At 42.2% G+C, this 24111-nt stretch carries 19 protein-coding genes; 15 read left to right on the top strand and 4 right to left on the bottom strand.

What is annotated here, in order from left to right; genetic code table 11:
* Positions 1-81: 81 nt before the first annotated feature.
* From J0X13_RS02915 to J0X13_RS02895, 5 genes are all read left to right on the top strand, one after another.
* Positions 82-2292, top strand: coding sequence for a bifunctional alpha,alpha-trehalose-phosphate synthase (UDP-forming)/trehalose-phosphatase (locus J0X13_RS02915; protein WP_207069964.1), 2211 nt, complete (start codon positions 82-84; stop codon positions 2290-2292).
* The gene (locus J0X13_RS02910) at positions 2289-3815 is read left to right on the top strand and encodes a nuclear transport factor 2 family protein (RefSeq protein WP_207069963.1); all 1527 of its coding nucleotides are present in this window, start codon (positions 2289-2291) and stop codon (positions 3813-3815) included. Before J0X13_RS02915 ends, J0X13_RS02910 begins: the two co-directional genes overlap by 4 nt.
* Positions 3816-3922: 107 nt before the next feature.
* Positions 3923-5257 carry a M28 family metallopeptidase gene (locus J0X13_RS02905; protein ID WP_207069962.1) on the top strand — a complete coding sequence of 445 codons (1335 nt, stop codon included), beginning with the start codon at positions 3923-3925 and terminating at the stop codon, positions 5255-5257.
* 13 nt (positions 5258-5270) lie between these two features.
* Positions 5271-6884: a M1 family metallopeptidase gene (locus J0X13_RS02900; RefSeq protein ID WP_207069961.1), complete on the top strand. Its 1614-nt coding sequence runs from the start codon at positions 5271-5273 to the stop codon at positions 6882-6884.
* Position 6885: 1 nt separating this feature from the next.
* Positions 6886-7458, top strand: coding sequence for a YdeI/OmpD-associated family protein (locus tag J0X13_RS02895; RefSeq protein ID WP_207069960.1), 573 nt, complete (start codon positions 6886-6888; stop codon positions 7456-7458).
* Here the strand turns inward: J0X13_RS02895 and J0X13_RS02890 are convergent, their stop codons facing one another.
* On the bottom strand, positions 7459-8715 hold the full coding sequence (locus tag J0X13_RS02890; RefSeq protein WP_207069959.1) for an MFS transporter: 1257 nt from the start codon (positions 8713-8715) through the stop codon (positions 7459-7461).
* A gap of 99 nt (positions 8716-8814) precedes the next feature.
* Between J0X13_RS02890 and J0X13_RS02885 the strand changes: the two genes are divergently transcribed.
* The 9 genes from J0X13_RS02885 (at position 8815) to J0X13_RS02845 (ending at position 20248) form a co-directional block, all read left to right on the top strand.
* The gene (locus tag J0X13_RS02885) at positions 8815-10221 is read left to right on the top strand and encodes an amidohydrolase family protein (protein WP_207069958.1); all 1407 of its coding nucleotides are present in this window, start codon (positions 8815-8817) and stop codon (positions 10219-10221) included.
* An 18-nt stretch (positions 10222-10239) separates the two neighbouring features.
* Positions 10240-11496 carry a metal-dependent hydrolase family protein gene (locus tag J0X13_RS02880; RefSeq protein WP_242535602.1) on the top strand — a complete coding sequence of 419 codons (1257 nt, stop codon included), beginning with the start codon at positions 10240-10242 and terminating at the stop codon, positions 11494-11496.
* A gap of 129 nt (positions 11497-11625) precedes the next feature.
* Positions 11626-14835, top strand: coding sequence for a WD40/YVTN/BNR-like repeat-containing protein (locus tag J0X13_RS02875; protein ID WP_207069957.1), 3210 nt, complete (start codon positions 11626-11628; stop codon positions 14833-14835).
* A 6-nt stretch (positions 14836-14841) separates the two neighbouring features.
* Positions 14842-16761, top strand: coding sequence for a S9 family peptidase (locus tag J0X13_RS02870; RefSeq protein WP_207069956.1), 1920 nt, complete (start codon positions 14842-14844; stop codon positions 16759-16761).
* Complete coding sequence (locus J0X13_RS02865; protein ID WP_207069955.1) at positions 16758-17450, top strand: DUF2490 domain-containing protein; 693 nt, start codon at positions 16758-16760, stop codon at positions 17448-17450. The genes J0X13_RS02870 and J0X13_RS02865 overlap by 4 nt, the downstream gene beginning before the upstream one ends.
* A 77-nt stretch (positions 17451-17527) precedes the next feature.
* On the top strand, positions 17528-18115 hold the full coding sequence (locus tag J0X13_RS02860; protein ID WP_207027116.1) for a superoxide dismutase family protein: 588 nt from the start codon (positions 17528-17530) through the stop codon (positions 18113-18115).
* A gap of 103 nt (positions 18116-18218) precedes the next feature.
* A complete protein-coding gene (locus J0X13_RS02855; protein WP_207069954.1) occupies positions 18219-18845 on the top strand; it encodes a hypothetical protein in 627 nt (208 codons plus the stop codon).
* A 75-nt stretch (positions 18846-18920) separates the two neighbouring features.
* Entirely contained in the window at positions 18921-19448 is a 528-nt protein-coding gene (locus tag J0X13_RS02850; protein ID WP_207069953.1) for an RNA polymerase sigma factor, read from the top strand.
* A 2-nt stretch (positions 19449-19450) separates the two neighbouring features.
* Entirely contained in the window at positions 19451-20248 is a 798-nt protein-coding gene (locus tag J0X13_RS02845; protein WP_207070793.1) for an anti-sigma factor, read from the top strand.
* 76 nt (positions 20249-20324) lie between these two features.
* Here the strand turns inward: J0X13_RS02845 and J0X13_RS02840 are convergent, their stop codons facing one another.
* Together J0X13_RS02840 and J0X13_RS02835 are read right to left on the bottom strand one after the other, a co-directional pair.
* Positions 20325-20972, bottom strand: coding sequence for an OmpW/AlkL family protein (locus J0X13_RS02840; protein ID WP_242535600.1), 648 nt, complete (start codon positions 20970-20972; stop codon positions 20325-20327).
* 133 nt (positions 20973-21105) lie between these two features.
* Positions 21106-22086, bottom strand: a complete 981-nt coding sequence (locus J0X13_RS02835; RefSeq protein ID WP_207069952.1) for a CorA family divalent cation transporter — start codon at positions 22084-22086, stop codon at positions 21106-21108.
* A gap of 70 nt (positions 22087-22156) precedes the next feature.
* On the opposite strand from J0X13_RS02835, the gene J0X13_RS02830 reads away from it, so the two are divergent.
* A complete protein-coding gene (locus tag J0X13_RS02830; RefSeq protein WP_207069951.1) occupies positions 22157-22696 on the top strand; it encodes a mechanosensitive ion channel family protein in 540 nt (179 codons plus the stop codon).
* A gap of 90 nt (positions 22697-22786) precedes the next feature.
* Here the strand turns inward: J0X13_RS02830 and J0X13_RS02825 are convergent, their stop codons facing one another.
* Entirely contained in the window at positions 22787-24076 is a 1290-nt protein-coding gene (locus J0X13_RS02825; protein ID WP_207069950.1) for a tetratricopeptide repeat protein, read from the bottom strand.
* Between the last annotated feature and the right edge of the window lie 35 nt (positions 24077-24111).

Below are 24111 nucleotides of genomic sequence, written 5' to 3'. Positions count from 1 at the left end.
TTAGAATGAATTGGTTTTGCGCTCGAATTTCCCGAATTTTAAAGAAACAAAAAATTAAAATACGTCAAAAATCATCCTTTTATGGGCAAAACTATCATAATCTCAAATCGACTACCCGTTCAATTACAAATTAGCAATGGAACAATCAATGCAATACCAAGTGTTGGAGGTCTGGCCACAGGGATGAAATCCGTTCACAGTGGTGGCGAAAGTCTATGGATAGGTTGGTCCGGATTAACGGATGAAGATACCCCGGAAGAACTAGAGGATGATATTGATAGAGCCCTAAAAGAGCATGGCTGTGCCAAAGTAAAACTGAATTCGGATGAAATTGATGGATTTTACTACGGTTTCAGTAACCGTACCATTTGGCCCCTGTTCCACTATTTTTTGAAGTATTCTGAATTCGAACTCAACTATTGGGATACCTACAAAGCGGTAAACCAGAAGTTTGCAGATGCCATCATCGAGAATTCGGATGACAATGACACTATTTGGGTCCATGATTACCAACTGATGCTGGTACCACAAATGGTACGCGAAAAACGACCCGATACCACCATCGGTTTCTTTTTGCACATCCCATTCCCGTCTTTCGAAATTTTCCGGACCCTGCCCTGGCGTGAAGAAATTTTGGAAGGATTGCTGGGCTCAGACCTTATTGGTTTCCATACCTACGACTACGAAAGACATTTCTTAAGCTCCGTCCGAAGGCTGATAGGACTGGATGTGAGCTTCAACGAGATTTACCTCGACAATAGGGTCATCAAGGTTGATTCCTTTCCTATGGGAATCGATTACAAAAAGTTCAGGGATGCCGCTGTGCTGCACGATTCCAAAAGCAAGGAAGAGCGCAGTGATTTACAGGTCCGTTTGGACAACCACAAAGCATCCGCACCCGATACCAAGCTCATCCTTTCCATAGACCGATTGGATTACAGTAAGGGAATCGCAAAGCGCATCAATGCTTTTGAGTATTTCCTTCAAAAATACCCAGAATACAAGGAAAAGGTTCGATTGATCATCTTGGCCGTACCCTCCCGTTCCAATGTGCCTCAATATCAACTGTTGAAAAGAGAGGTCGATGAATTGGTGGGTCGTATCAACGGAGAATTGTCTACCGTAAACTGGACACCCATTTGGTATTTCTATCGCTCCTTGCCCTTTGAAAGCTTGATCGACCTGTACACCTCCAGCGATATTGCATGGCTTACCCCCTTGCGAGATGGAATGAATTTGGTTGCCAAGGAATATATTGCTACCCGAACCGATAAATCAGGGGTGCTTATTTTAAGCGAAATGGCAGGTTCCGCTTACGAAATGAATGAAGCGTTATTGATCAATCCGAACAATTTTGAACAACAAGCGGATACTCTTAAAAGGGCCTTTAATATGCCCATGGAAGAGCAAGTTTCCAGAAATACCTTTCTGCAAAAAAGATTGGAACGCTACAACGTGGAGGTTTGGGCAAACGAGTTTATGAGCGCTTTGAAAGAAAACAGGGACCTCGGCAAAGCCTTTATTTCCGAGAAAATGTCATCCGAAATATTATTGTCCATCCAACAAGAATATTCAAAATCCAAAAAACGGTTGTTGTTCTTGGATTATGATGGCACCCTGGCTGGATTTCACAAAGACCCACAACAAGCTTCTCCCGATGAAGAGCTTTACGAACTCTTGGATGAACTGAACCAGCAAGAAGACACTACCGTATTTTTGATAAGCGGAAGGGACAAACAAACCTTTGCCCGTTGGTTCTTGCCCAAAAAATACAATATGATCGTGGAGCACGGCGTGTGGATCTCCCGAAACGGTGAAGATTTTAAGTTACTGGAACAGGTAAAAGGAGAATGGATGAGCAAAATCCGACCAGTATTGGAATCCTTTGTGGACAGAACCCCCGGATCATTCATTGAGGAAAAAAACTATTCCCTAGCTTGGCATTACCGAAATACCGACCCTGATTTTGGTGCAAAAAGAGCCACGGAGCTCAACACTGTGTTGCGTAGTTTGATCGGTAATGACGATATTAGTGTATTGAACGGGAACAAAGTAATGGAAATAAAAAGCAGCAACGTGAACAAAGGAAGGGCTGCCACTCGTATGTTAAGTGAAGACGATTATGACTTTGTTTTTGCCATTGGCGATGATTGGACAGATGAGTTTATGTTCCAAGAACTTCCAGATTCGGCAGTTACCGTTAAAGTCGGACTCAAAAAAACACAGGCCAAATACCATGTGGAAAACACCGCAAGAGTTAGGCAATTATTAAAACGTTTTACAAAACCATGATACGAGGGTTTTTCATTATTTGCTTTTTTTTGGCATTCGGCCAAGGATGGGCCCAGACCGAAACAGAGGTCTACCTTTTTGATTTGGAAATGAATAATGGAAAACCTCTTTTGAGCAATCCCAAAAATATCTCTAACAATCCGGGTTACGACAATCAACCTTCCTTTTGGGACGACAATCATGTTTTGTTTGCTTCTACAAGAGAAGACCAAACAGACATACTCCAATTTAATGTAAATGAGGGAAGTACCTCATCTTGGTTGACCTATACCACGGCGGGAAGTGAATATTCCCCCCTCCGCATTCCTGGAAAAAATGCAGTTTCCGCCATTCGTTTGGATGTGGATGGCCTTCAACGCCTTTATGAATATGATGTTGAAACCAGCGAATCAACCCCAATATCAGATTTAAAGATAGGATACCATGTTTGGTTCGATGATCAAGTAATTGTTGCCACGGTGTTGGTGGATAATCGGATGGACCTTGTGGTTTTGGACTTAGAAGAACATACACAAAACACCGTATATCAAAATGTAGGACGGTCTTTGTACAACATACCCAATTCAAACTTGGTCAGCTTTATTGGCAAAAAGAAAAATGAGTGGGAGATTTTATCACTGGATCCGATTACGGGTGAATCAAAAAAAATAACCCATACCTACGGCAAAGAAGAAGATATTTGTTGGTTGGATGAAAACACCATCATAACCGGAGCCGGTAAAAAACTTTTAACCAAAGATATCGGTTCCGATGCCGATTGGGAAACCATCATAGAGTTTCCCCAAGAAGAAATCAACAACATCAGCCGAATAGCCATCAGTCCAAACCAAAAGCGATTGGCTTTTGTTGCCGAAGGATCACCCTCAAAAATTATTCAAAAACAAGTAGATTTCTTTAACAGGCAAGATTTGGATGGTTTTGTGTCCTGCTTTACGGATAATGTACAGGTAAGCCGTTTTCCCAATGAGAAAATGTATCAGGGAAACGACAAAATGAAGGAGAACTACGAGCGTTTTTTTGAAAATGTGAAATCATCGAGCGTCGAAGTAGTTAACCGAATAGTCCTGGGAAATATGGTTATCGATGAGGAAGTTACCAAAGTTGACGGTAGGGACGGGCACCAAGTAGCCATTTATCAAGTTGAAAATGGACTTATCTCATCAATGACCTTTATTTTTCCAGATGGCCCGCTGACCGATGCGGAAAGCATTGTACAAGAACAATTGGATGCCTACAATCAAAGGGATGTCGAGGCATTTTCCAACACCTACGCCCAAGACGTTGAACTCTATCAATTTCCGCATAAGCTCAATGTAAAAGGAAACCCCAAGCTAAAGGAACAATATGCTGTTTTTTTTGAAAACACCCCTGATCTGCATTGTGAAATAAAAAACAGGATCGTTTTGGGAAACAAGGTTATCGATGAAGAATCCGTGACCATAAATGGTGCTATCTTTAGAGCAGTTGCCATTTATGAAGTGGAAAACGGAGAAATCGAGAAAGTTACCTTTTTACAGAACTAAATATTTAGGTTTTTAACATACTTCCGATACATAAGCAAAGAAGCTTTGGGTAGTTTTTCCTATTTTTATAGCTCTAATTTTCAAGGAAAACTCAACTCAAACTAATTATGAAGAATTACTTCCCCCTACTATTTACATTTCTTTTTATTTCATTTTCACAAGCGCAAACCGATACAAGGATTTATGATATTATCAATTCAGTTTCCGCTGAACGTATTGAAAGTGATGTGACCACGCTGGTCAACTTCGGCACAAGACACACCTTGAGCGATACCGTTTCACAAACACGGGGAATTGGCGCTGCTAGAAGATGGATCAAATCGGAATTCGAAAAAATATCGGCAGACTGTAACGATTGTCTCGAGGTTTTCTATCAAAAGAACTTGATTGAAGAGGGTGATAATGCGCGAATCGTGAAAGATGTGGAAATCGTGAATGTTGTTGCCATTCAACGCGGAACCAAATTTCCGAATCGCTTTATTATTATGAGCGGGGATATCGACTCCCGCGTCAGCAACCCTACCAACTTCACATCAGACTCCCCTGGAGCAAACGATAATGCCAGTGGAATGGCAGGTACTATTGAAGCATCACGGGTATTGTCCAAATATAAATTTGAAAGTAGCATTATTTATTTAGGACTTTCCGGAGAAGAGCAAGGGCTTTATGGTGGTAAAGGAATGGCTGCTTACGCCAAGGAAAAAGGATGGGATATCGTAGGTATTCTTAATAATGATATGATCGGAAATATCACAGGGGTCGATGGTGTGGTGAGCAACCGGGATTTCAGGATTTTTTCGGAACCTGTTCCTCCCACCGAAACGGAACAACAACGTAGGGCAAGGCGTTTTTACGGTGGCGAAGTCGATGGGATTTCCCGTCAGTTGGCACGCTACATTTACAAAACCACCAAAACATATATGCCCGAAATGAACCCTATGATGATTTACCGTTTGGATAGATTTGGACGTGGTGGCCACCACAGACCTTTTAACGATGCCGGCTATGCAGGTGTTCGCATCATGGAGGCGCACGAGAATTATACACAGCAACACCAGGACATCCGAACAGAAGATGGTATTGCCTACGGCGATGTCTTGGAACACGTAAATTTTGAATATGCGAAAAAGCTTACTGCGGTAAACGCCATTAATCTAGCATCCATTGCGTGGGCACCGCCCGCTCCCGAAACTGTGGAAATCGGAGGTATTGTGGAGCCTAGTGCCAAATTGCGCTGGAGCAAAGTAGATGGTGCCGTGGGCTACAAAATATATTGGAGGGATACCACCTCCCCTACCTGGGACAATTACAAGTATGTCGGCGATGTTAGCGAGCATACCTTGGAAGGTATTGTAATCGACAATTACTTCTTTGGTGTAGCGGCCGTTGGCAAAGACGGACATGAAAGTCCCGTGGTTTTTCCAAACAAAGTTTTCAGGTAATAAACATTCATAAATGAAACATAGTCTCCTGATCATTGCTCTTTTACTTGGAGTCTGGGCGATAAATGCGCAAGAATTCACAAGACAAGACTCCCTGCGAGGAAGCATCACTCAGGAACGGGTGTGGTGGGATTTGAACCATTATGACCTGAATGTTAAGGTCGAGCCCTCCAAAAAGTTTATCTCTGGGTACAATGTGGTCAGGTACAAGGTGCTGAAAGAAGCAAAAACGCTTCAAATTGACCTACAGGAACCCATGCAGATCGAATCTGTTGAACAAGACGGTAAAAAACTAAAGTTCACCTCGGAAGGAAACGCCCATTTCATCAAACTAAGAAAAAGACAGGTCCCTGGAGCGTACAACGAACTGAAAATCAAATATTCAGGATATCCGAGAGAAGCAGTTAGAGCTCCTTGGGACGGGGGGTTTTCATGGAAAGAAGATACTAATGGCAATCCTTTTGTAGCCACCTCTTGCCAAGGACTCGGTGCAAGTGTATGGTGGCCGAACAAAGACCACATGTACGACGAGGTGGACAGCATGCGCATCAGTGCCACCGTTCCAAAAGAGCTGATGGATGTCTCCAACGGGCAATTGGAAAGTGTAGAAGAAAAAGGGGATTTTAAAACTTACAATTGGGTGGTCAAAAACCCCATCAACAATTATGGGGTAAACGTAAATATTGGGGATTACACCCATTTTGGAGAGACCTACCAAGGTGAAAACGGCCCACTTCAATTGGATTACTACGTGCTGCCCGAAAATTTGGAGAAGGCCAAAAAGCAATTTGCCCAAACACCAATGATGATGAGGGCCTTTGAACATTGGTTCGGCCCCTACCCTTTTTATGAGGATGGCTTTAAATTGGTGGAAGTGCCTTATTTGGGCATGGAGCACCAAAGTTCCGTAACCTACGGCAACAAGTTCGAAAATGGTTACTTGGGCCGTGATCTATCGGGCTCGGGTTGGGGACTGCAATTCGATTTTATTATTATCCACGAAGCGGGACATGAATGGTTTGCCAATAATATCACCTATAAAGATATTGCCGATATGTGGGTGCACGAAGGATTTACGGCTTACTCCGAAAATCTGTACCTCGACTATCACTTTGGAAAAAAGGCATCCGCTGAATATGTAATTGGAACACGTGCCAACATTCAAAACGACCGCCCAATCATTGGTCCTTACGGTGTAAACAAAAGCGGCTCTGGAGATATGTACTACAAGGGCGCGAACATGCTCCATACTTTACGTCAATTAGTGGAAGATGATGAAAAATGGCGTCAAATATTAAGAGGCATCAATAAGGATTTTTATCACCAAACTGTCACTTCCGAACAAATTGAAAATTATTTGAGTGAAAAATCAGGAAAGGATCTATCCGCTTTCTTTGATCAATACTTACGCACTATAATGATTCCCACATTGGAATATAAAATTGATGGAGAAACCATCAGTTATAGGTATGTGGACATTGTGGAAGGTTTTGATATGCCCATAAAAATAACTGTGGATGGTTCGGAAAAATGGCTGTTTCCGAATGCTACTTGGAAAACCGAGGAATTAGGCGGGACCCAAGTCGATTTTGACAAAAACTTCTACATAGAGACCCAAAAAATTTAATTTGAAAAAGCATCCCGAGCATTATTTCAAAAACGATGATGAGTGGCGCGAGTGGCTTCATGAAAACCACGAAACCTATACTGGTGTCCACTTGATTTTTTACAAAGTCGAGCATCATAAGGAAAGTATGCGATGGGAGGAGGCCGTAAAAGTTGCCCTTTGTTATGGATGGATAGACAGCACCGTTAAAAGTCTCGGTGATGGAAAGCGCAAACAATACTTTTGTCCAAGAAAACCCAAGAGCACTTGGAGCAGAGTCAACAAGAATCACATAAAAGAATTAAAAGCTAATGGTTTGATGCACAAAAGTGGTCTGGAAGCCATTGAAGTTGCCAAACAAAATGGTTCCTGGACCATATTGGACGATGTGGAAAACGGTGTGGTTCCAGAGGATTTGCAAAAAGCTTTCAACAATCACCCAACAGCCCATAAAAACTTTAAAAGTTTCACCAACAGTCAAAGAAAGAGCTATCTCTATTGGCTCAAACAAGCCAAAAGGGAAGAGACCCGGAAAAGAAGAATCAAGGAAATTGTATCGCTTTTAGAAAAAAACATCAAATATAGAGGGCAATAATCACTGCTTACCATATTTTCTATGGTATATCAATGCTGCAACACCACCAATTAAAGCGAAGGCACTTAACATCCAAAATACATTTTGATGCCCAATTTCTTGGCCCGGATGGGCATCCAAGAGCATACCGTAGGCTGGGCCAGCGAATACATCGGGCGTGTAGCCTATCAAAGAAATTAGTCCAACAGCAGTACCTGTCAAGGTCAAGGGTATTTTACCAACGTGCATAACCCCAAAATAGAGCGCTCGAATACCATAAACTCCTGCCGCGATAACAACTACCGATATAAAAAACAAAAGCGTTGTTGTCGGTGCAATTACCCCACTGGCAAAGAGCAATCCTCCCGCTAGCGCCAAAGCAAAGCTCACAACCAATAGCCAGGTGATTTTTAAACGATCGGCAATTAAACCAAACAAAATGCCCGTAGTTGGCCTAAGAAATTGCAATAAGGTTCCCACCTTGGCCGAGTCTACTTGATTGTACAACATGACCTCCTCGGCATATTGGGAGATGATGTCCGTAATTTTATACCCTACATAGCCACAAAGGATAATGACCATCAGCAACCAAACCGACGGTAATTTCAACACTTGTTTGATATCCCGCCAAGAGATACGCTCAAGAATCACTTTTTCACTGTTCTCGTCCGTTTTCATAAAAAACCAGACCAAAAAACCCACCAAAATAATGATAATGGAAGCAGAATAGATCACATAGGTGAATGCCTCCTTGCGATCATTAAGGTTGGCTACATCCGGGGATTCGGATAAAAAGAAGGAAAACACCACCACGCCCAACAAACTGAACAGGGCCCCTGTAAGTCCCCGACCACCATCCAGAAACCCAAAAGCTTTTCCCTGTGAATCGGTCCCTCCCCAGATTCTAGTGGCCTTTATCATGGGGGCCCAAAACAGAAAAATAGTGGTAAAGCCCCACCAACCATACAAGATCTGAAGTACCCATAACGTAGGATATTGAGCAAACAAAAACCCGCCCAATGCAGTCATCCACAAAGCAACGGCAATCAGTTTTCGAGGTTGGTACTTATCGGCCAGGGGACCGCCTAGAACATAAGAAACCATGGCCACCAAACCGTAAATGGAAAAACAGAGACCCAGCTCTACATTATCCAACTCCAAAACATCCAGTACGGTAGGTCTAAAAACACGCGGCAACACAAAGGGAAGGATAAAGATCGCCTCACCCGATAAAATCAACAATAATAAATAGAACCAACTTGGCTTAGCTTCTTTCAAAATTTGTGTTTGGATAAAAATCACTAAAAAAATTGGAAAAACCCAGAAGCCCGGTCAATAAAAAATCAGGTATCTTTAAGGATTAAAATTCAACCTCAAATGACCCGACCACTCCTTTTATTTCTCTTGCTCATTATCGTTAGCTGTAAAAAGAAAGCTGTACAGCAATATGATTTGGCAATCACCAACGCACAAGTCATCCACTTGGAAACCGGAAAGATTGAAAAGCAAAACATATTTATATCCAATGGAAGAATTGAATCCGTAGCGTCTGTGGATTCAAACGACTTTAAGGCAGGTGCCACTGTTGATGCCTCTGGAAAGTTTGTACTACCCGGATTTTGGGACAACCATATCCATTTACGTGGTGGTGATACTTTGATCAATAACAACAAAAACTTTTTAAAGCTTTTTATTGCCAACGGTATTACTACGGTACGTGATGCAGGGGGTGACCTCACCCATGCTGTTATGGACTGGAAAAATCAAATTGCCTCGGAAGAGTTGGTGGGCCCCACTATTTTTACCGCAGGTCCAAAAATTGATGGGCCCAATGGGAGCTGGGCAGGCTCTTTGGAAGTAGAGACCGAAGCAGATGTGATACATGCTTTGGATTCGTTGGAATCCTTGAACGTGGATTTTGTTAAAATTTATGACAGTAGAATTTCACGCGATAACTATCTAAGATCAATCGAAGAAGCCAAGAAAAGAGGATTTACAGTATCAGGACATATGCCGTTTACCGTCACCTTGGACGAGACCATAAATGCGGGAATGGATGGCATTGAGCACCTTTACTATATCATGAAAGGATGTGCCAGCAATGAGATTGAAATCACCGACAAGCTGAACCAAGGTGAAATTGGCTTTTGGGGTGCCATGCCCGCTCTTATGGAAGGGTATTCGGATACCACTGCACAAACAACGTTTAATTCGTTGAAAGAAAATGATGTTTTTGTGGTTCCCACACTTCATATTGGACATACTTTAAGTTATTTGGACGAGGTAGACCATAGCAACGACGAGTACCTTCAATATATGGGAAGCGGTATCATCCAAACCTATCAAGGCAGGATACGATCAGCTTTGAACGCATCCGAAGAGGCCAGGGAAAACAGAAAGCAATTGGATACATTTTTTGGCAAACTTGCCAAATCCATTGATTCGGCAGGTGTTCAACTTTTGGCAGGATCGGACAGTGGAGCGTTCAATTCCTACACCTATCCCGGTATTTCTTTGCACAAGGAATTACAGGCCATGGTAGACAATGGCATCTCTCCACTTGATGCACTGCGAACTTCTAGCGTAAATGGAGCAAAATTCTTGGACCAAACCGAAGACTATGGCAAAATTTCCAAAGGAAAAATATCCGATTTGGTCATTTTGGATGCCAACCCATTGGAAAATATCGAAAATACCGAGAAAATTTATGGCGTGATCAAAGGAAGCCAAGTATTTTCGAAAAGTGAATTACAAGAATTACTGAACAACTCCGTAATGGATTAACTCCCAAACAACGTCAGCATGCAATCAAAATACATTTTAGCCCTGATTCTGACCTTATTTCTGAACAGTTTGAGTTCACAGACCCTTTTGCTGCCCGAACAGGTTTTCGATGGCACTGAACTGCATAAAGCTTGGGTGGTAGCGGTAGATGAAAACCGGATTACCTACGCAGGTCCTTTAAATGGACTAAAAAACGTTGGCTCCTACACCAAAAAAGAATTAAAGGGCATGACACTGATGCCAGGTATCATTGAAGGTCACTCCCATTTGTTGTTGCATCCTTACAACGAAACGGAATGGAACGACCAAGTTCTGGTAGAATCCCACGCCGAGAGGGCTATCAGAGGTGCGGTACACGCTAAAAAGTCGTTGATGGCAGGTGTTACGTCCATGCGCGATTTAGGTTCGGAGGGAGCGGGTTATACCGATGTATATCTTAAAAAGACCATTGATGACGGTATTATTCCAGGCCCGCGTACCTTAATGGCAGGTCCAGCCATCGTAGCAACCGGGGCATATGGCCCAAAAGGATTTCATGACGGTGTCAAGGTACCCTTGGGTGCAGTTCCTGTAAGCGGCAGGGACAATGCCATCAAAGAAGTAAGAACGCAATTGGGCCACGGTGCCAACCTCATAAAAATTTATGCCGATTACCGCTGGGGCAAAGGAGAACCTTCTCAACCTACTTTTTTACAGGAAGAAATCACTGCAATGGTCGAGGCAGCCACCACTGCGGGACGTTATGTAGTGGCCCATGCCAGTACACCGGAAGGAATGCGGCACGCAATTATGGGCGGTGTGGAAACCATTGAACATGGTGATGGCGGTACGGCAGAAATATTTGGTTTAATGAAAGAAAATGGAGTCGCCCTATGCCCAACCCTTGCTGCAGGAGATGCTATTGAGCAGTATAAAGGCTGGAAAAAAGGTGCCGAGCCCGATCCTGAACGAGTGGCAAAAAAGAAGAAATCCTTTCAACTGGCACTGCACTCGGGAGTTAATATTGTTTTTGGTGGTGATGTCGGTGTATTTGCCCACGGAGAAAACTATCGGGAACTGGAACTGATGGTAGCCTATGGCATGGAACCCATCAAAGCTTTGCAATCTGCAACCTCATTGAACGCAAACATTCTTCATTTTGATGAATTGGGAATGATTCAAAAAGGATACTTGGCAGATATCATAGCTGTTCAAGGAAATCCTGTAGAGAATATTTCTCAAATGAAGTACGTAAGATACGTGATGAAAGATGGGGTCGTATACAAGGACAACTAAACAACATTCCATTAACATCCTATTAAGAAATGAGGCAAGGGTTTTTGGTATCTTTAGGCGACCAAAAACTGACCATACCAAGTATGCCTTTCTTAGGTCAAAGCTAAACTCAAAAAATAAAACCAACTCATGAAAAAATCAATCCTCTACCTTGTATTACTGATTACCGCCAGTATTACGGCACAAGATTTTAATGTAGAACTGCTCCGTGACATAAAACCAAGAAACATTGGCCCTGCTGGAATGAGCGGTCGTGTCACTTCCATTGATGTGGTCCATTCCAACCCTGATGTAATGTTCGTCGGAACGGCTTCGGGCGGGTTGTGGAAATCTACTTCCGGCGGTATAAAATGGGAACCTGTTTTTGATAAGGAGGTAACGGCTTCCATCGGAGCAGTCGCCATTCAACAATCCAATCCATCGGTAATTTGGGTGGGGACAGGGGAAGGCAACCCAAGAAACAGCCTCAATGGCGGATATGGTATTTACAAATCCTTGGACGGGGGTAAAACCTGGAAATCCATGGGATTGGAAAAAACCAGGCACATCCATAGGGTCGTTATCGACCCAACAGACCCCGATGTAGTGTATGTAGGTGCCATTGGCTCCCCTTGGGGCGAGCATCCCGAACGAGGTGTCTTTAAAACCACCGATGGAGGTGAAACTTGGGAAAAAGTATTGTTCGTTAATAATAGAACAGGAGTTGCCGATTTGGTAATGGACCCTAAAAACCCGAACAAACTGATTGCTGCCATGTGGGAACATAAAAGAGAACCCTGGTTCTTTAACTCAGGTGGCGAAGGTAGTGGGCTGCACATCACACACGATGGTGGTAAAACTTGGAAAAAAGTCACCGCAGAAGATGGTCTTCCCGAAGGAGATTTGGGTAGAATAGGTGTTGCTATAGCACGTAACAAGCCCAATATCATCTATGCGTTGGTAGAGGCTAAGAAAAATGCGTTGTACAAATCCACTGACGGAGGTTTTACATGGGAGAAGATCAACGACAAAAGCGATATTGGAAATCGTCCATTTTACTATTCAGAAATTTATGTGGACCCGCAAAACGAAAATCGTGTGTATTCAGTTTTCACCTACATCAACGTGTCTGAAGACGGTGGTAAAAACTTTACTCAATTGATGCCCTCTTATGGTGTGGACAATGGTGTCCACCCCGACCATCATGCATGGTGGATCCATCCAGAAAACGGACAATTTATGTTGGACGGTAACGATGGTGGTCTAAACATCACCAAAAACGGTGGCAAAACATGGCGTTTTATAGGTAATTTGCCCGTGGCACAGTTCTACCACATCAGTACGGACAACGAGTATCCGTACAATGTGTATGGCGGCATGCAGGACAATGGCTCGTGGAGAGGACCCGCCTATGTTTGGAAAGCACAGGGAATCCGTAACAGTTATTGGCAAGAAATCGCCTTTGGGGACGGTTTCGATGTGGTTCCCGACAAGGATGATAGCCAATACGGATATGCCATGAGCCAACAGGGATATGTAAGCCGTTACGATTGGAAAACAGGCAACGGCTATATTGTACGCCCTACCCCGCCAGATGCGGACACTAAACTTCGATTTAACTGGAACGCTGCCATTGGCCAAGACCCATTTGATAACAGCACGGTATATTTTGGAAGTCAGTTCGTGCATAAATCCACCGATAAAGGATTGACATGGGAAGTAATTTCCCCGGACCTGACAACCAACGACAAGGAAAAACAAAAGCAGAGTGAAAGTGGTGGACTTACGATGGATGCCACAGGAGCAGAAAACCATTGCACTATTATTGTTATCGAACCCTCGCCTGTTGAAGAGGATATGCTTTGGATCGGAACCGATGACGGTCGTGTACACTATACGCAAAATGGTGGTGAAACCTGGATTGAGGTCACTAAAAACATCAAAGGATTACCCGCTGGAAGTTGGATTCCACAGATTAAAGCTTCGCAAAACAAGAAAGGTGAAGCTCTTTTGATCGCCAACGATTATAGAAGGTTCAACTACACACCATACGCCTACCGTACCAAGGATTACGGGAAAACTTGGACCCGTATTGTAGATGAAAACGATGTGGAAAGCTACACGTTATCCATTATTGAAGACCCAGAAAACCCCAACCTAATGTTCTTGGGTACAGATGATGGCCTTTACCTTTCATTGGATGCAGGGAATAATTGGAAAAAATGGAACAAGGATTTTCCAACAGTTTCCACTAAGGATTTGGCAATTCATCCTAGAGAGCAGGATTTGGTCATCGGAACCTTTGGAAGGGCCGCATGGGTTTTGGATGATATCCGTCCATTGAGAAAATTGGCGGGCAATACCTCCATTTTACAAAAAGAAATTGGCCTGTTCAAAAGCCCCGATGCCTATTTAGCGGCCTATCAGCAACCAACCGGAAGTAGGTTTGGAGGCGATGCCATTTTTAGTGGCAAAAATAGGGAATCTGGCGCCATGATCACCTACTACCTTAAAGAAGGAAGCAAAAAGAAGGATAAGGAAAAGAAAAAAGAGGAAAGCGAAGAGGAAGACAAAGCCGAGGGGGAAAACTCAAAGGAAAAAACCAAGGATTCCATCTTTTTTGAATTTTATGACGGCGATAGGCTTATCAGAACATTAAAATATAAAACTCCCGAAAAGGCCGGTTTCCACAGAATTTATTGGAACTTGGATGAAAAAGGTCCCGATAGACCTTCGAGAACCATCAAAAAACGGGACAGAGAGCGTGGTGGTATCGAGGTAAAGCCTGGAACTTACAAAGTAAAGGCCATTTATGGCAATATATCCGATTCGACCATGGTAACCGTTAAAACGGACCCAAGATTGGATGTTGACCTTGCCTCCATCAACGAAGTCTATGAAACTGGCAAAAAACTGGAAAGCTATACCCAAACAGCCGCAGATGCGGTGAAGCAATTAGTGGAAAGCAAGAATTTGGCGGATAAATTCAAAAAAGAGCTCAAGGAACTGGACAAGGACAAGTTTAAAGAGCATATAAAAGCATCGGAAGAAATTGTAAAGCAAATCGATTCCGTTGTAGCATTGTACTTGGGCAAAGAGGACAAAAGACAGGGCATCACCGATGACCCAGAACCTAATGTAATGTCCCGATTGGGCAATGCTTCTTACTATGTAAACACAAGAAAATCTGGAATCACCGCGACGGAAAGAAGAATGATCCAGTTTGCGGAAGAAGAACTAAAGACCGCATTGGACAGCACCAATTCCTTCTTTAATGATGAATGGAAATCGTACAGAACCTCCATTGAATCATTGGACCTATCCCCTTTTAAGGAGACCGAAAGTTTTGAACTTAAATAGCGAACAATGAAAAAATTATTGGCCATTGCCCTGATCACCAGTATCTGGGCCTGTAAAGAAGAGAAAAAGGAACCTTCCGTAGCCGATACGATGAAGACCTATAGCATTTCCCAAATGATGGACAACGAATCCATCGCAGGAGGAAGCTTTTCGCCCGATAAATCCAAATTGCTGGTATCGAGTAACCGTTCGGGCATTTATAATATGTACACTATACCCACTTCTGGGGGCGAAATGATGCCGGTAACACAATCCGACAGTTCTTCGGTGTTCGCCATTTCCTATTTTCCAAATGATGAACGAATGCTGTTTCGTATGGACAACAACGGCGATGAAATCTATCACATTTTTGTTAGGGATACCGATGGCAATCATAAGGATCTGACTCCCGAAGAGGGGGCTCGTTCCCTGTTTTACCAATGGTCCGAGGACAAATCCGCATTCTTTTATGGTTCCAACGAGCGAGATAGCAGGTTTATGGACCTGTATAAAATGGATTTGGAAACAATGGACCCCGAAATGGTTTATCAAAATGATGATGGGTACGATGTCGGTGTTGTTTCTCCAGACGAAAAATATGTCGCATTGAGCAAATCCATCAACACGAACGATAGTGATCTGTTCTTGTACAATTTGGAGTCGGATGAATTAATGAAAATAAATAAAAGCCAAAGCGGGAACTCGCCTCAGGATTTTGCCCCGGATGGTTCGGCATTGTATTACACTACAGATGATGGTAGCGAGTTTTCTTATTTGATGAAATACACAATTGCCGATGAATCTTACGAAAAGTCCCTAGTACGAGACTGGGATATTTCAGGAAGTTATTTTACGCAGAATGGTACCTATCAAGTGACCTACATAAACGAGGATGCCAAAAACACCATCGAAGTGATGGAGGTGGCCACAGGAGAAAATATTGATCTGCCCACAGTGGAAAACATGGATATTACCAGTGTTAGCTTTTCTGACGATGAAACCATGATGCGTTTTTACGCAGGTGGTTCACAAACGCCATCCAATCTTTATGTCTATGATCTGGAAACCAAGGAGCAAAAAAAGCTGACCGATGTACTGAATCCCGAAATCCAAGGACAGGATTTGGTTAAGGCCGAAGTAATCCGGTATAAATCCTTTGATGGATTGGAAATCCCTGCCATTTACTACAAACCCCACCAAGCAACCGAGGAGAATCCAGCACCCGCTTTGGTATGGGTGCACGGGGGGCCAGGTGGGCAATCGCGCCAAAACTTTAGCTCGTTCATCCAATATTTGGTGAACCATGGGTACGCCGTTTTAGCGGTGAACAACCGAGGAAGCAGCGGATATGGTAAAACCTTTTACCAAATGGACGATTTAAACCATGGGGACAAAGACCTTAAAGATTGTGTGGAAGGAAAAAATTGGTTGGCCCAACAACCCGAAATCGATGGTGAGAAAATCGGAATTATCGGAGGGTCTTACGGTGGATATATGACCATGGCCGCTTTGACCTACACACCAGAGGAATTTGATGTGGGAGTCAACCTCTTCGGGGTAACCAATTGGATAAGAACACTTAAAAGTATCCCGCCATGGTGGGAATCCTTTAAAGATGCCCTTTACAAAGAGCTGGGAGACCCTTACAGTGCGGATTCTGTTCGGTTAAAGCAGATTTCCCCGCTTTTCCATACGGATAAGGTCACCAAACCACTGATTGTGCTCCAGGGCTCGCAAGACCCTAGGGTGTTGCAGGCAGAATCGGATGAAATCGTTGCCGGCGTGCGCAAAAACGGGGTTCCTGTGGAGTATGTTCTCTTTGAAGATGAAGGGCATGGCTTTGTGAAAAAAGAGAATCAAATCACAGCATACAGCAAAATTTTAGAATTTTTGGACGAGTACCTAAAAGAAGAAAAGAGTACTCCAATTAAAGAGGATAGTAAATGATTAAAAGATTAGCAGGCTTATTTGTCTTATTTGGATTATTGACAGTAAATGCACAACAACCCGGAGAGGATGAAATGGGAGCTTGGTTCATGTATTTTGGCATGAACAAGGTTTCAGAACGGTTAAGTGTACACACCGAAGCCCAGTTCCGATTTTACGAGACTACCCGCAATTTTAACCAAATGTTGTTGCGAACGGGGCTCAATTACCATATTAATCCCAATGCCATAGCCACTGGAGGCTATGCATACATTGATACGGACAATACATTTTATGAATTTGAAGGTGAAATCAATTCCAAAGAACATCGGATCTTTGAACAGTTTATTCTAAAGAATAAAGTTTGGGAGTTCCTATTTGAGCACAGGTACCGGTTGGAGCAGCGTTTCTTGGATTTTGGTAGAACCACCGAGACACAGCACAGGGCACGTTATCGCATTCAGATGACCTTGCCGCTCACCAACACTTTCTTTTTGAATTTTTACGATGAATTGTTCATCAATTTACAAGATGATTTGTTTGGACAGAATAGACTATACGGGGCTGTAGGCGTGAATATTACAGAAAACAGTAGTGTGCAATTGGGATATTTGAGAAATCAGTTTGCCAATGCAGTTTACGACCGTTTACAATTTGCGGTTTTTTACAACCCAGATTTAAGAAAGCTCTTCAACAAAAAGAAGCCCTAGAAATACAGTGGGAAATAGCTTGACTTGGGCACATATAATCCCTAACTTATGAGCTAATCATAAAAAAATCATTTTTAATGAAAAAAGTACAAATAACAGCGTTAGCGCTACTATTTATAACAGCTTTTAGCTGTAAACAAGCAAAAAAAGAAGCCGAAGAAACAACTGAGGAGGTTGAAGAAACGGTTGAACAAGTTGCAGAAAAAATTGACCCCGAAGTCATTACTTTTGAAATGGAGCCCAAAAGCGATAGTAATGTAAGTGGTGAAGTTATGTTCACCCAAGACGGTGGCGAAGTAATTATGAGAGCGACCTTTTTAGGACTCGATGAAGGCGAGCATGCCATTCACCTGCACGAAAAGGCCGATTGCTCCTCTCCTGATGGAAAATCAACAGGAGGACACTGGAACCCTACCCATGAACCTCACGGAAAATGGGGTTCCGAAGATGGTTATCACAAAGGGGATATCGGTAATTTCACGGCAGACGCAGATGGGAGTGCCACTGTAGAATTTTCTACGGATGAATGGTGCATTGGCTGCGGCGACGAGAAAAAAGATATTTTAGGAAAAGCTGTAATCGTACATCAAGGAACCGATGATTACACATCACAACCTTCGGGTGCCGCTGGTACGAGAATTGCCTGTACAGGTATCATTCAATGATATTTAAAATATCAAAAACAAAAAGCTGTCCCATGGGCAGCTTTTTTTTATTGACAGCACTTTGAATAATGCCTAACTTAGTCCTAAATTAAAAATATCTGAAATGAAAAATATTCAAATTGCCGCATTGGGACTATTGTTGGTAGCCGCCTTTAGCTGTAAGCAAACAAAAAAGGAAGAGAAAAAACAAGAGGAATCCACTACTGCAACCTATAGTATTGTAGAAGACTCCACCGATGTTCGGTTTACTGCTTATAAAACCACGGATAAAGTTCCGGTCGGGGGAACTTTTCAGGATATTGAGCTAACGTACACTGCAGGTGAAACCCCAATGGAAACCTTAAACGGCCTTGAATTTTCCATTCCGGTGAGTAGCCTTTTCACCAATGATCCCACTGGAACAAGAGATCCGAAAATCATCGAGTTTTTCTTTGAAAAAATGGCGGAGACCCAATCCATTACCGGAACCTTTACTCTTAAAGATGATAAGAGTTGTACCGTACAATTAAGTATGAACGGCGTATCTACCGAACTTCCAATGGAATATGAAATCACTGAAGACAACCATGTGAACTTTTCTGGAGTAATGGACTTAAAACAATGGAATGCCTTGGACGCTTTAGCCTCTTTGAACGAAGCTTGTAAAATTTTGCACACAGGTTCAGATGGTGTGAGCAAAACTTGGGAAGACGTTGCCATTACAGGATCTGTATTATTGGAACAGGAATAAGGTTACTATCTCGACTAAGATTTATAAAAAGAGCGGCCTTGAGCAGCTCTTTTTTTATATATTTAAGCAACTTCAATGCATCTGGACAACCTCATACAACTATTTCAGCAAAAGGATACGGTCGCTTTTGAGACCTTGTACAATATGTACGCTGAGAATATTTGTGGAGCAATTAACGTAATCGTAAAGGATTCGGAGCGCTCCCAAGAAATCTGTCAGGATGTTTTTGTGAAAATCTGGGAGAAATCCGATCAATACGACCCCTCGAAAGGTCGTTTTTTTACATGGATATTAAATATTGCGAGGAATGCCGCTATCGATGAAGTGCGCTCCAAAACCCATAAAAACCAAAAAAAGAACCTTCCTGTAGATTCTCTCGTAGGTATTTTTGAAAGTGGTGAAGATTTAAACAGCAAAATGGACACTATTGGACTTCAATCCTTATTGAAAGGACTCAAGGAAAAGTGTATTTTGCTAATTGATATGCTTTACTTTAAGGGTTATACCCAAAAAGAAGCTGCCAAAGAGCTGGATACGCCCATTGGTACCATAAAAACAAGAATTAGAAGCTGTATTTCCAACATTAGAAAAAATATGGCATGAGCATAGATGTAAAAGAATACATAGCTTCTGGAAAATTGGAACTCTACGTTGCTGGAGCGCTATCGCCTGAAGAAAATCTAGAGGTGCAACATTATGCCATACAGTATCCGGAAATCAGGAGAGAAATTGAAGAAATCGAAAAGGCCGTTCTTAAGCTGACAAAAGCTGCTTCACCCAAAATGCCACAAGATGGTTTTGCAAAAATAAAGGCCGAAATAGATGATGTTATCCCATTTACCCCCGAAGGTTCCAAAACCAAAAGGACGCCCTGGGGCAATTATTTAGGTTGGGCCGCATCCATTTTATTGGCTGTTGGATTGTTCTGGATGTACAGGGAAAATGCAAAACTCAAATCCGAGATTGAGCTTACCAATCAAGAAAAGCAAAGCTTGGAAGACATACTATCCGAAACCCGGGAAGAAGTAACCACTACGGAGAGTTTATTGGAGGACATCAGGGATAAAGATATAACAGTAATTGCCCTTGGCGGACAAACCGTTTCCCCTGAATCCTATGCCAAAGCCTATTGGAACAAAGAAGAACAGAAAGTAATCATAGATGCAAAAGGACTGCCCGAACCACCCGATGGTTTCACGTATCAAGTTTGGTCCTTAAAGTTGAACCCGCTTACTCCGACCAGCATTGGTTTGTTGGATGATTTTGCTTCGCAAGACACCAAGCTCTTCACCTTGGAAAACGCCAACGAATCGGAAGCATTCGGAATTACCTTAGAGCCCGAAGGTGGTAGCGAGACACCAACATTGGAACAATTGTACACTTTGGGTGCCGTAGGTGCCTAAATTAGGGCAAAAAAGAAGGCAGCCGGATAAACCAAACTGCCTTCAACACTTAGATTACCTAAAAAACAATCGAATATTAAAGTTTAAGACCTACCCCAAATCCAAAGATCCATGGGTTAATGTCTACATCGGCATCCACAGTGGCTCCCAATGCGGTCGTTGCATCAACAGTGGCAGTAGTGTTCAAGAATAATTTTTTTACATCAAAGTTCAAGAACCATTTATCATTCAACATAAAATCGAAACCACCCTGAAGTGCAAAACCAACAGCAGTGTCATATTCCACATCATCTGCTACAGGACCTTCATCAACACCGTAGAATAGTGTTAAATTTGGACCAGCTCCAAGGTATGGAACAAAATCACCCCCGGTAAAATGATACTGGGCCGTAAGCGTTGGTGGTAATAACCATACACTGCCCAAATCAATATCACCTGCATCGGTACCCACAGCTTCAACATCGTGCTTAGCAGTACCCAAAATAAGTTCCAAGGACCAATTATCATCAAAAAAGTAGGTAATGTCGAATTCTGGAACAAAAGCGGTTGAAATGTCCACATCCCCTCCTATAACTTCGATATCGGCACTCTCATCAGGAGAAATCACAATTCCCCTCAATCTAAATTGCCATTTGCCATCGTTGTCAGCTGGGGCATCTTGGGCCATTGCCAAATTGGTTAATCCCATTACAGCCATTACTGCTACTAGTATTCTTTTTCTCATCATATGTTATTTAAAATTGATGGGACAAATCTACCGAGCGACCTTTTTCAAGAATATGATGTTTATCATTGGATAAAACCCAGGAAAATCACACATGGAATGATTTGATCATAAGGGCAATAAAATCAGAGTTTTAAAACCATTTTTTTCGTTTAAAAATAATAATGGAGATAATGGTCACAATGAGCATTACGCCCAACAGTATAAAATAACCATAGGGTGATTTTAATTCGGGCATGTTTTCGAAGTTCATTCCATAAATGCCCGCCATAAATGTGAGCGGAATAAAAACCACCGAGAAAATGGTGAGGGTCTTCATTACTTCGTTCAAACGATGGCCCTGTACACTAAAGAACAGATTGATCTGGCTTTCCAGTTCCATTATGTCGGAGTCAATATCCGCGATCAAACCATTGATTTGCTCCCTAAGCTCGCTAAAATATTTGGTCTGAAACCCTTTTACCTCGACTCTTTCCAGCTTTATTATAATGTCCCGGAGTCCATGAGATGCTTTTTTGAAATCTTGGATCATCGCCTTTTTTTGTTCAACCTCGAACATGAATTCTGGTGTGGGTTCACGTTTTACAATGGCATCCAGGGCATTTTCCATTACTACGGTATCTTCGTATTTCTCTTTGTAATTGGTAATCAAAGTTTCCAGAATGAAAAAGAGCAGATAGTCCGCACGCTTTTTTCTAATAATCCCTTTGTTTTCAAATATCCGTTGGCGAATCCAATCGAAATGGTCGCCCCTCTTTTCTTGTATGCACCAGTTAAAATCCTTGGACACCACAAAATACATTTGTTCGGACTCCATACTGTGATGCTCCGTTTTTAGTATGCGGGCAGCGATGAAGAGTTGGTCTTCCAGCACAATGACTTTGTTTCCCATTTTTTGATTCAAGAGGAGACGCAACAAAAAGTCGTCAAGGTTATTACCGTTCACCATTTGCCTAAACTCTTCCATATAATCCAAACCATAGGTGTTTACCCAAGTAATGGATTTGTCTCCTTTAGAGAGCTGCAGATCTTCCTGTAAAGAGAATTTTCGGTTGTAGTAATTGTCCGGTGAATAGTTGATCACCCATGAATTTTCTTCAAAATCTGTTTTCATGGTTTAAAATATGAAAGGGTTTATTCGTAGTTTAGAACTATAAGTTAATCCAAATTTACTAAGAACCGTTATGATCGACCCCATGCCCTTTAAATACGAGATTTTATCCACCATTGTACTTTTGGCTTTAGTTATTGCTCTGAACTCTTTGAGCAAAAGAGCTATTCGGCGTTTCGGAAAAACAAGCGCCATTGACATGAACAGCAGGAAAGTTATTTTTTACTTGAGTAACTTGTTGTTTTATCTTCTGGCTTTTATCGGCATTTCTTTGATATGGGGCGTTGATTTCAAGGATTTTTCGGTTTTTATATCTTCGATTTTGGCCATTTTGGGCGTTGGTTTTGTGGCCCAATGGTCCATCCTTTCAAATTTAACGGCAAGTGTGATTCTGTTTTTCAATCACCCATTGCGTTTGGGCGATAGAATACGGGTAATGGACAAGGATTTTGATTGGACCGGAAAAGTTGAGGATATTAGTGGATTTTATCTTTTTATGCGTACGGACGACGGCAAACGGATAACCATACCGACCAATTTGGTCATCCAAAAAGGAATTGAAATTTTGCAGGAGGAAAAAACAGACACCGATCAAGATATCTCCAAAGAATAAAAAACGCCATGGAGTAAAACCATGGCGTACCTAAAAACAACAACCAAGCTGAGACCAACTAGGTCATCAACCTTGCTTTTAAAGGGGAAACTAAAGGCCTAGTATTTGAGCCTCTTTAATTGGACCGAGCTCGTAAGCAGCCGACAATAGTTCATTCTTTAGTTCGCTGACCCTATCTTTTTTTCCATTGGCCTTATAAATTTCGGCAGCTTGCTGAAGAATGGCAGGCTCATAAGTGGCATTCATTACATGATCTTCAATAACCTGCATCGCTTTTTGTTTCTCACCCAAATGAAGCAAACTGTAGGCAAACAGGCCATAAGATTCCGGGGTAGGTCTATTTAGAACCTCCTCCCGTGCCAGCTCGAAAGCTTTTCGTTCCACATCCATACTTAACAGAAAATCCACATTGTAAGCATTGTACATGTCACCGTAATTTTTATTGCTAGCAACAACTTTGTAATAATCGTCCAATGCTTGAACTCGAAGTATATCGTTGTTTAAAAAAGAAGCCACTTCAGCTTTTAACAGGTAATATTCGGGTGACTTGTTCTTTTGCATGATAGCGTCCAAAATCCGGAGAGCTTCTTCGCCATTTCTCTCATAAGAGTACACGATCCATGCAATGCCCTTTTTGGCATATGCATTTTGAGGGTCTATTTGCAGTGCACTTAGATATAACTTATAAGAGTCTTCAATACGCCCAGCATGACCATAAAAATCAGCTAGGTTGGTATAGGACCATAACAACAGGTTTTTATTTTTGGAGGATTCGGCCTTAGCCATGGCCTTTTCCATAAATTGGATTGCAGTGTCCAAGTCCCCTTTATGGTCGTTCCATTTTGCAACACGGATCAAATAACCAAAGTCGGACATATTCTGGATACTATCCAAATATTGATTTGCCAAATCGTAATTTCCCAGTTCCATGTGAAGGTCAAAAAGTAAACGCTGGGTTTCCTTTTCTCCACTTCCTAAAGCCCTTGCCTCTTTTGCGAGGACCAAAGCTTCTTTAAACCTATGTTGCGAAATGTAATTTCTGGCCAATGCCCTCAGGTATCCCGATTTTCCCACTGCAGCGATTTCCACTGCCTTTTTCAGGGATTCCTCGGCATCTTTTAAATATTGGATATCGCCCGTTGCCTTAAAAAAACGGCTATACTCACCGGCAACATTCCCCAAGCTGAGCAATTGGGTACTATCGGGTTTGATTTTGCCATTCCAAAGGTCAAAATATTTTGAGGTTGGTTTTACTGGTGCTGATGCGAGAAAACGATCGTAATCCTCTTTATCTGTTTTAAATTCATTTTCCTTTTGCTGACATGATGCCAAAAACAATAAGGCTATTGGTAAAAAGATATATTGTATTGTTGTTTTCATCTTGTTGTTGTATTAGATTAAAAAAAAGGGGAAGG

The sequence above is a fragment of the [Muricauda] lutisoli (nom. illeg.) genome, assembly GCF_017313105.1.
GTDB lineage: Bacteria > Bacteroidota > Bacteroidia > Flavobacteriales > Flavobacteriaceae > Flagellimonas > Flagellimonas lutisoli.
Note: the sequence above shows the minus strand (reverse complement) of the source record. Positions and strands in the feature narration are given on the sequence as shown.

What these genes read in the sequence shown, in the direction of transcription:
- J0X13_RS02915 (WP_207069964.1), top strand. Translation starts at nt 82, where the DNA reads ATGGGCAAAACTATCATAATCTCAAATCGACTACCCGTTCAATTACAA.
- J0X13_RS02910 (WP_207069963.1), top strand. Translation starts at nt 2,289, where the DNA reads ATGATACGAGGGTTTTTCATTATTTGCTTTTTTTTGGCATTCGGCCAA.
- J0X13_RS02905 (WP_207069962.1), top strand. Translation starts at nt 3,923, where the DNA reads ATGAAGAATTACTTCCCCCTACTATTTACATTTCTTTTTATTTCATTT.
- J0X13_RS02900 (WP_207069961.1), top strand. Translation starts at nt 5,271, where the DNA reads ATGAAACATAGTCTCCTGATCATTGCTCTTTTACTTGGAGTCTGGGCG.
- J0X13_RS02885 (WP_207069958.1), top strand. Translation starts at nt 8,815, where the DNA reads ATGACCCGACCACTCCTTTTATTTCTCTTGCTCATTATCGTTAGCTGT.
- J0X13_RS02880 (WP_242535602.1), top strand. Translation starts at nt 10,240, where the DNA reads ATGCAATCAAAATACATTTTAGCCCTGATTCTGACCTTATTTCTGAAC.
- J0X13_RS02875 (WP_207069957.1), top strand. Translation starts at nt 11,626, where the DNA reads ATGAAAAAATCAATCCTCTACCTTGTATTACTGATTACCGCCAGTATT.
- J0X13_RS02870 (WP_207069956.1), top strand. Translation starts at nt 14,842, where the DNA reads ATGAAAAAATTATTGGCCATTGCCCTGATCACCAGTATCTGGGCCTGT.
- J0X13_RS02865 (WP_207069955.1), top strand. Translation starts at nt 16,758, where the DNA reads ATGATTAAAAGATTAGCAGGCTTATTTGTCTTATTTGGATTATTGACA.
- J0X13_RS02860 (WP_207027116.1), top strand. Translation starts at nt 17,528, where the DNA reads ATGAAAAAAGTACAAATAACAGCGTTAGCGCTACTATTTATAACAGCT.
- J0X13_RS02855 (WP_207069954.1), top strand. Translation starts at nt 18,219, where the DNA reads ATGAAAAATATTCAAATTGCCGCATTGGGACTATTGTTGGTAGCCGCC.
- J0X13_RS02850 (WP_207069953.1), top strand. Translation starts at nt 18,921, where the DNA reads ATGCATCTGGACAACCTCATACAACTATTTCAGCAAAAGGATACGGTC.
- J0X13_RS02840 (WP_242535600.1), bottom strand. Translation starts at nt 20,972, where the DNA reads ATGAGAAAAAGAATACTAGTAGCAGTAATGGCTGTAATGGGATTAACC.
- J0X13_RS02835 (WP_207069952.1), bottom strand. Translation starts at nt 22,086, where the DNA reads ATGAAAACAGATTTTGAAGAAAATTCATGGGTGATCAACTATTCACCG.
- J0X13_RS02830 (WP_207069951.1), top strand. Translation starts at nt 22,157, where the DNA reads ATGATCGACCCCATGCCCTTTAAATACGAGATTTTATCCACCATTGTA.
- J0X13_RS02825 (WP_207069950.1), bottom strand. Translation starts at nt 24,076, where the DNA reads ATGAAAACAACAATACAATATATCTTTTTACCAATAGCCTTATTGTTT.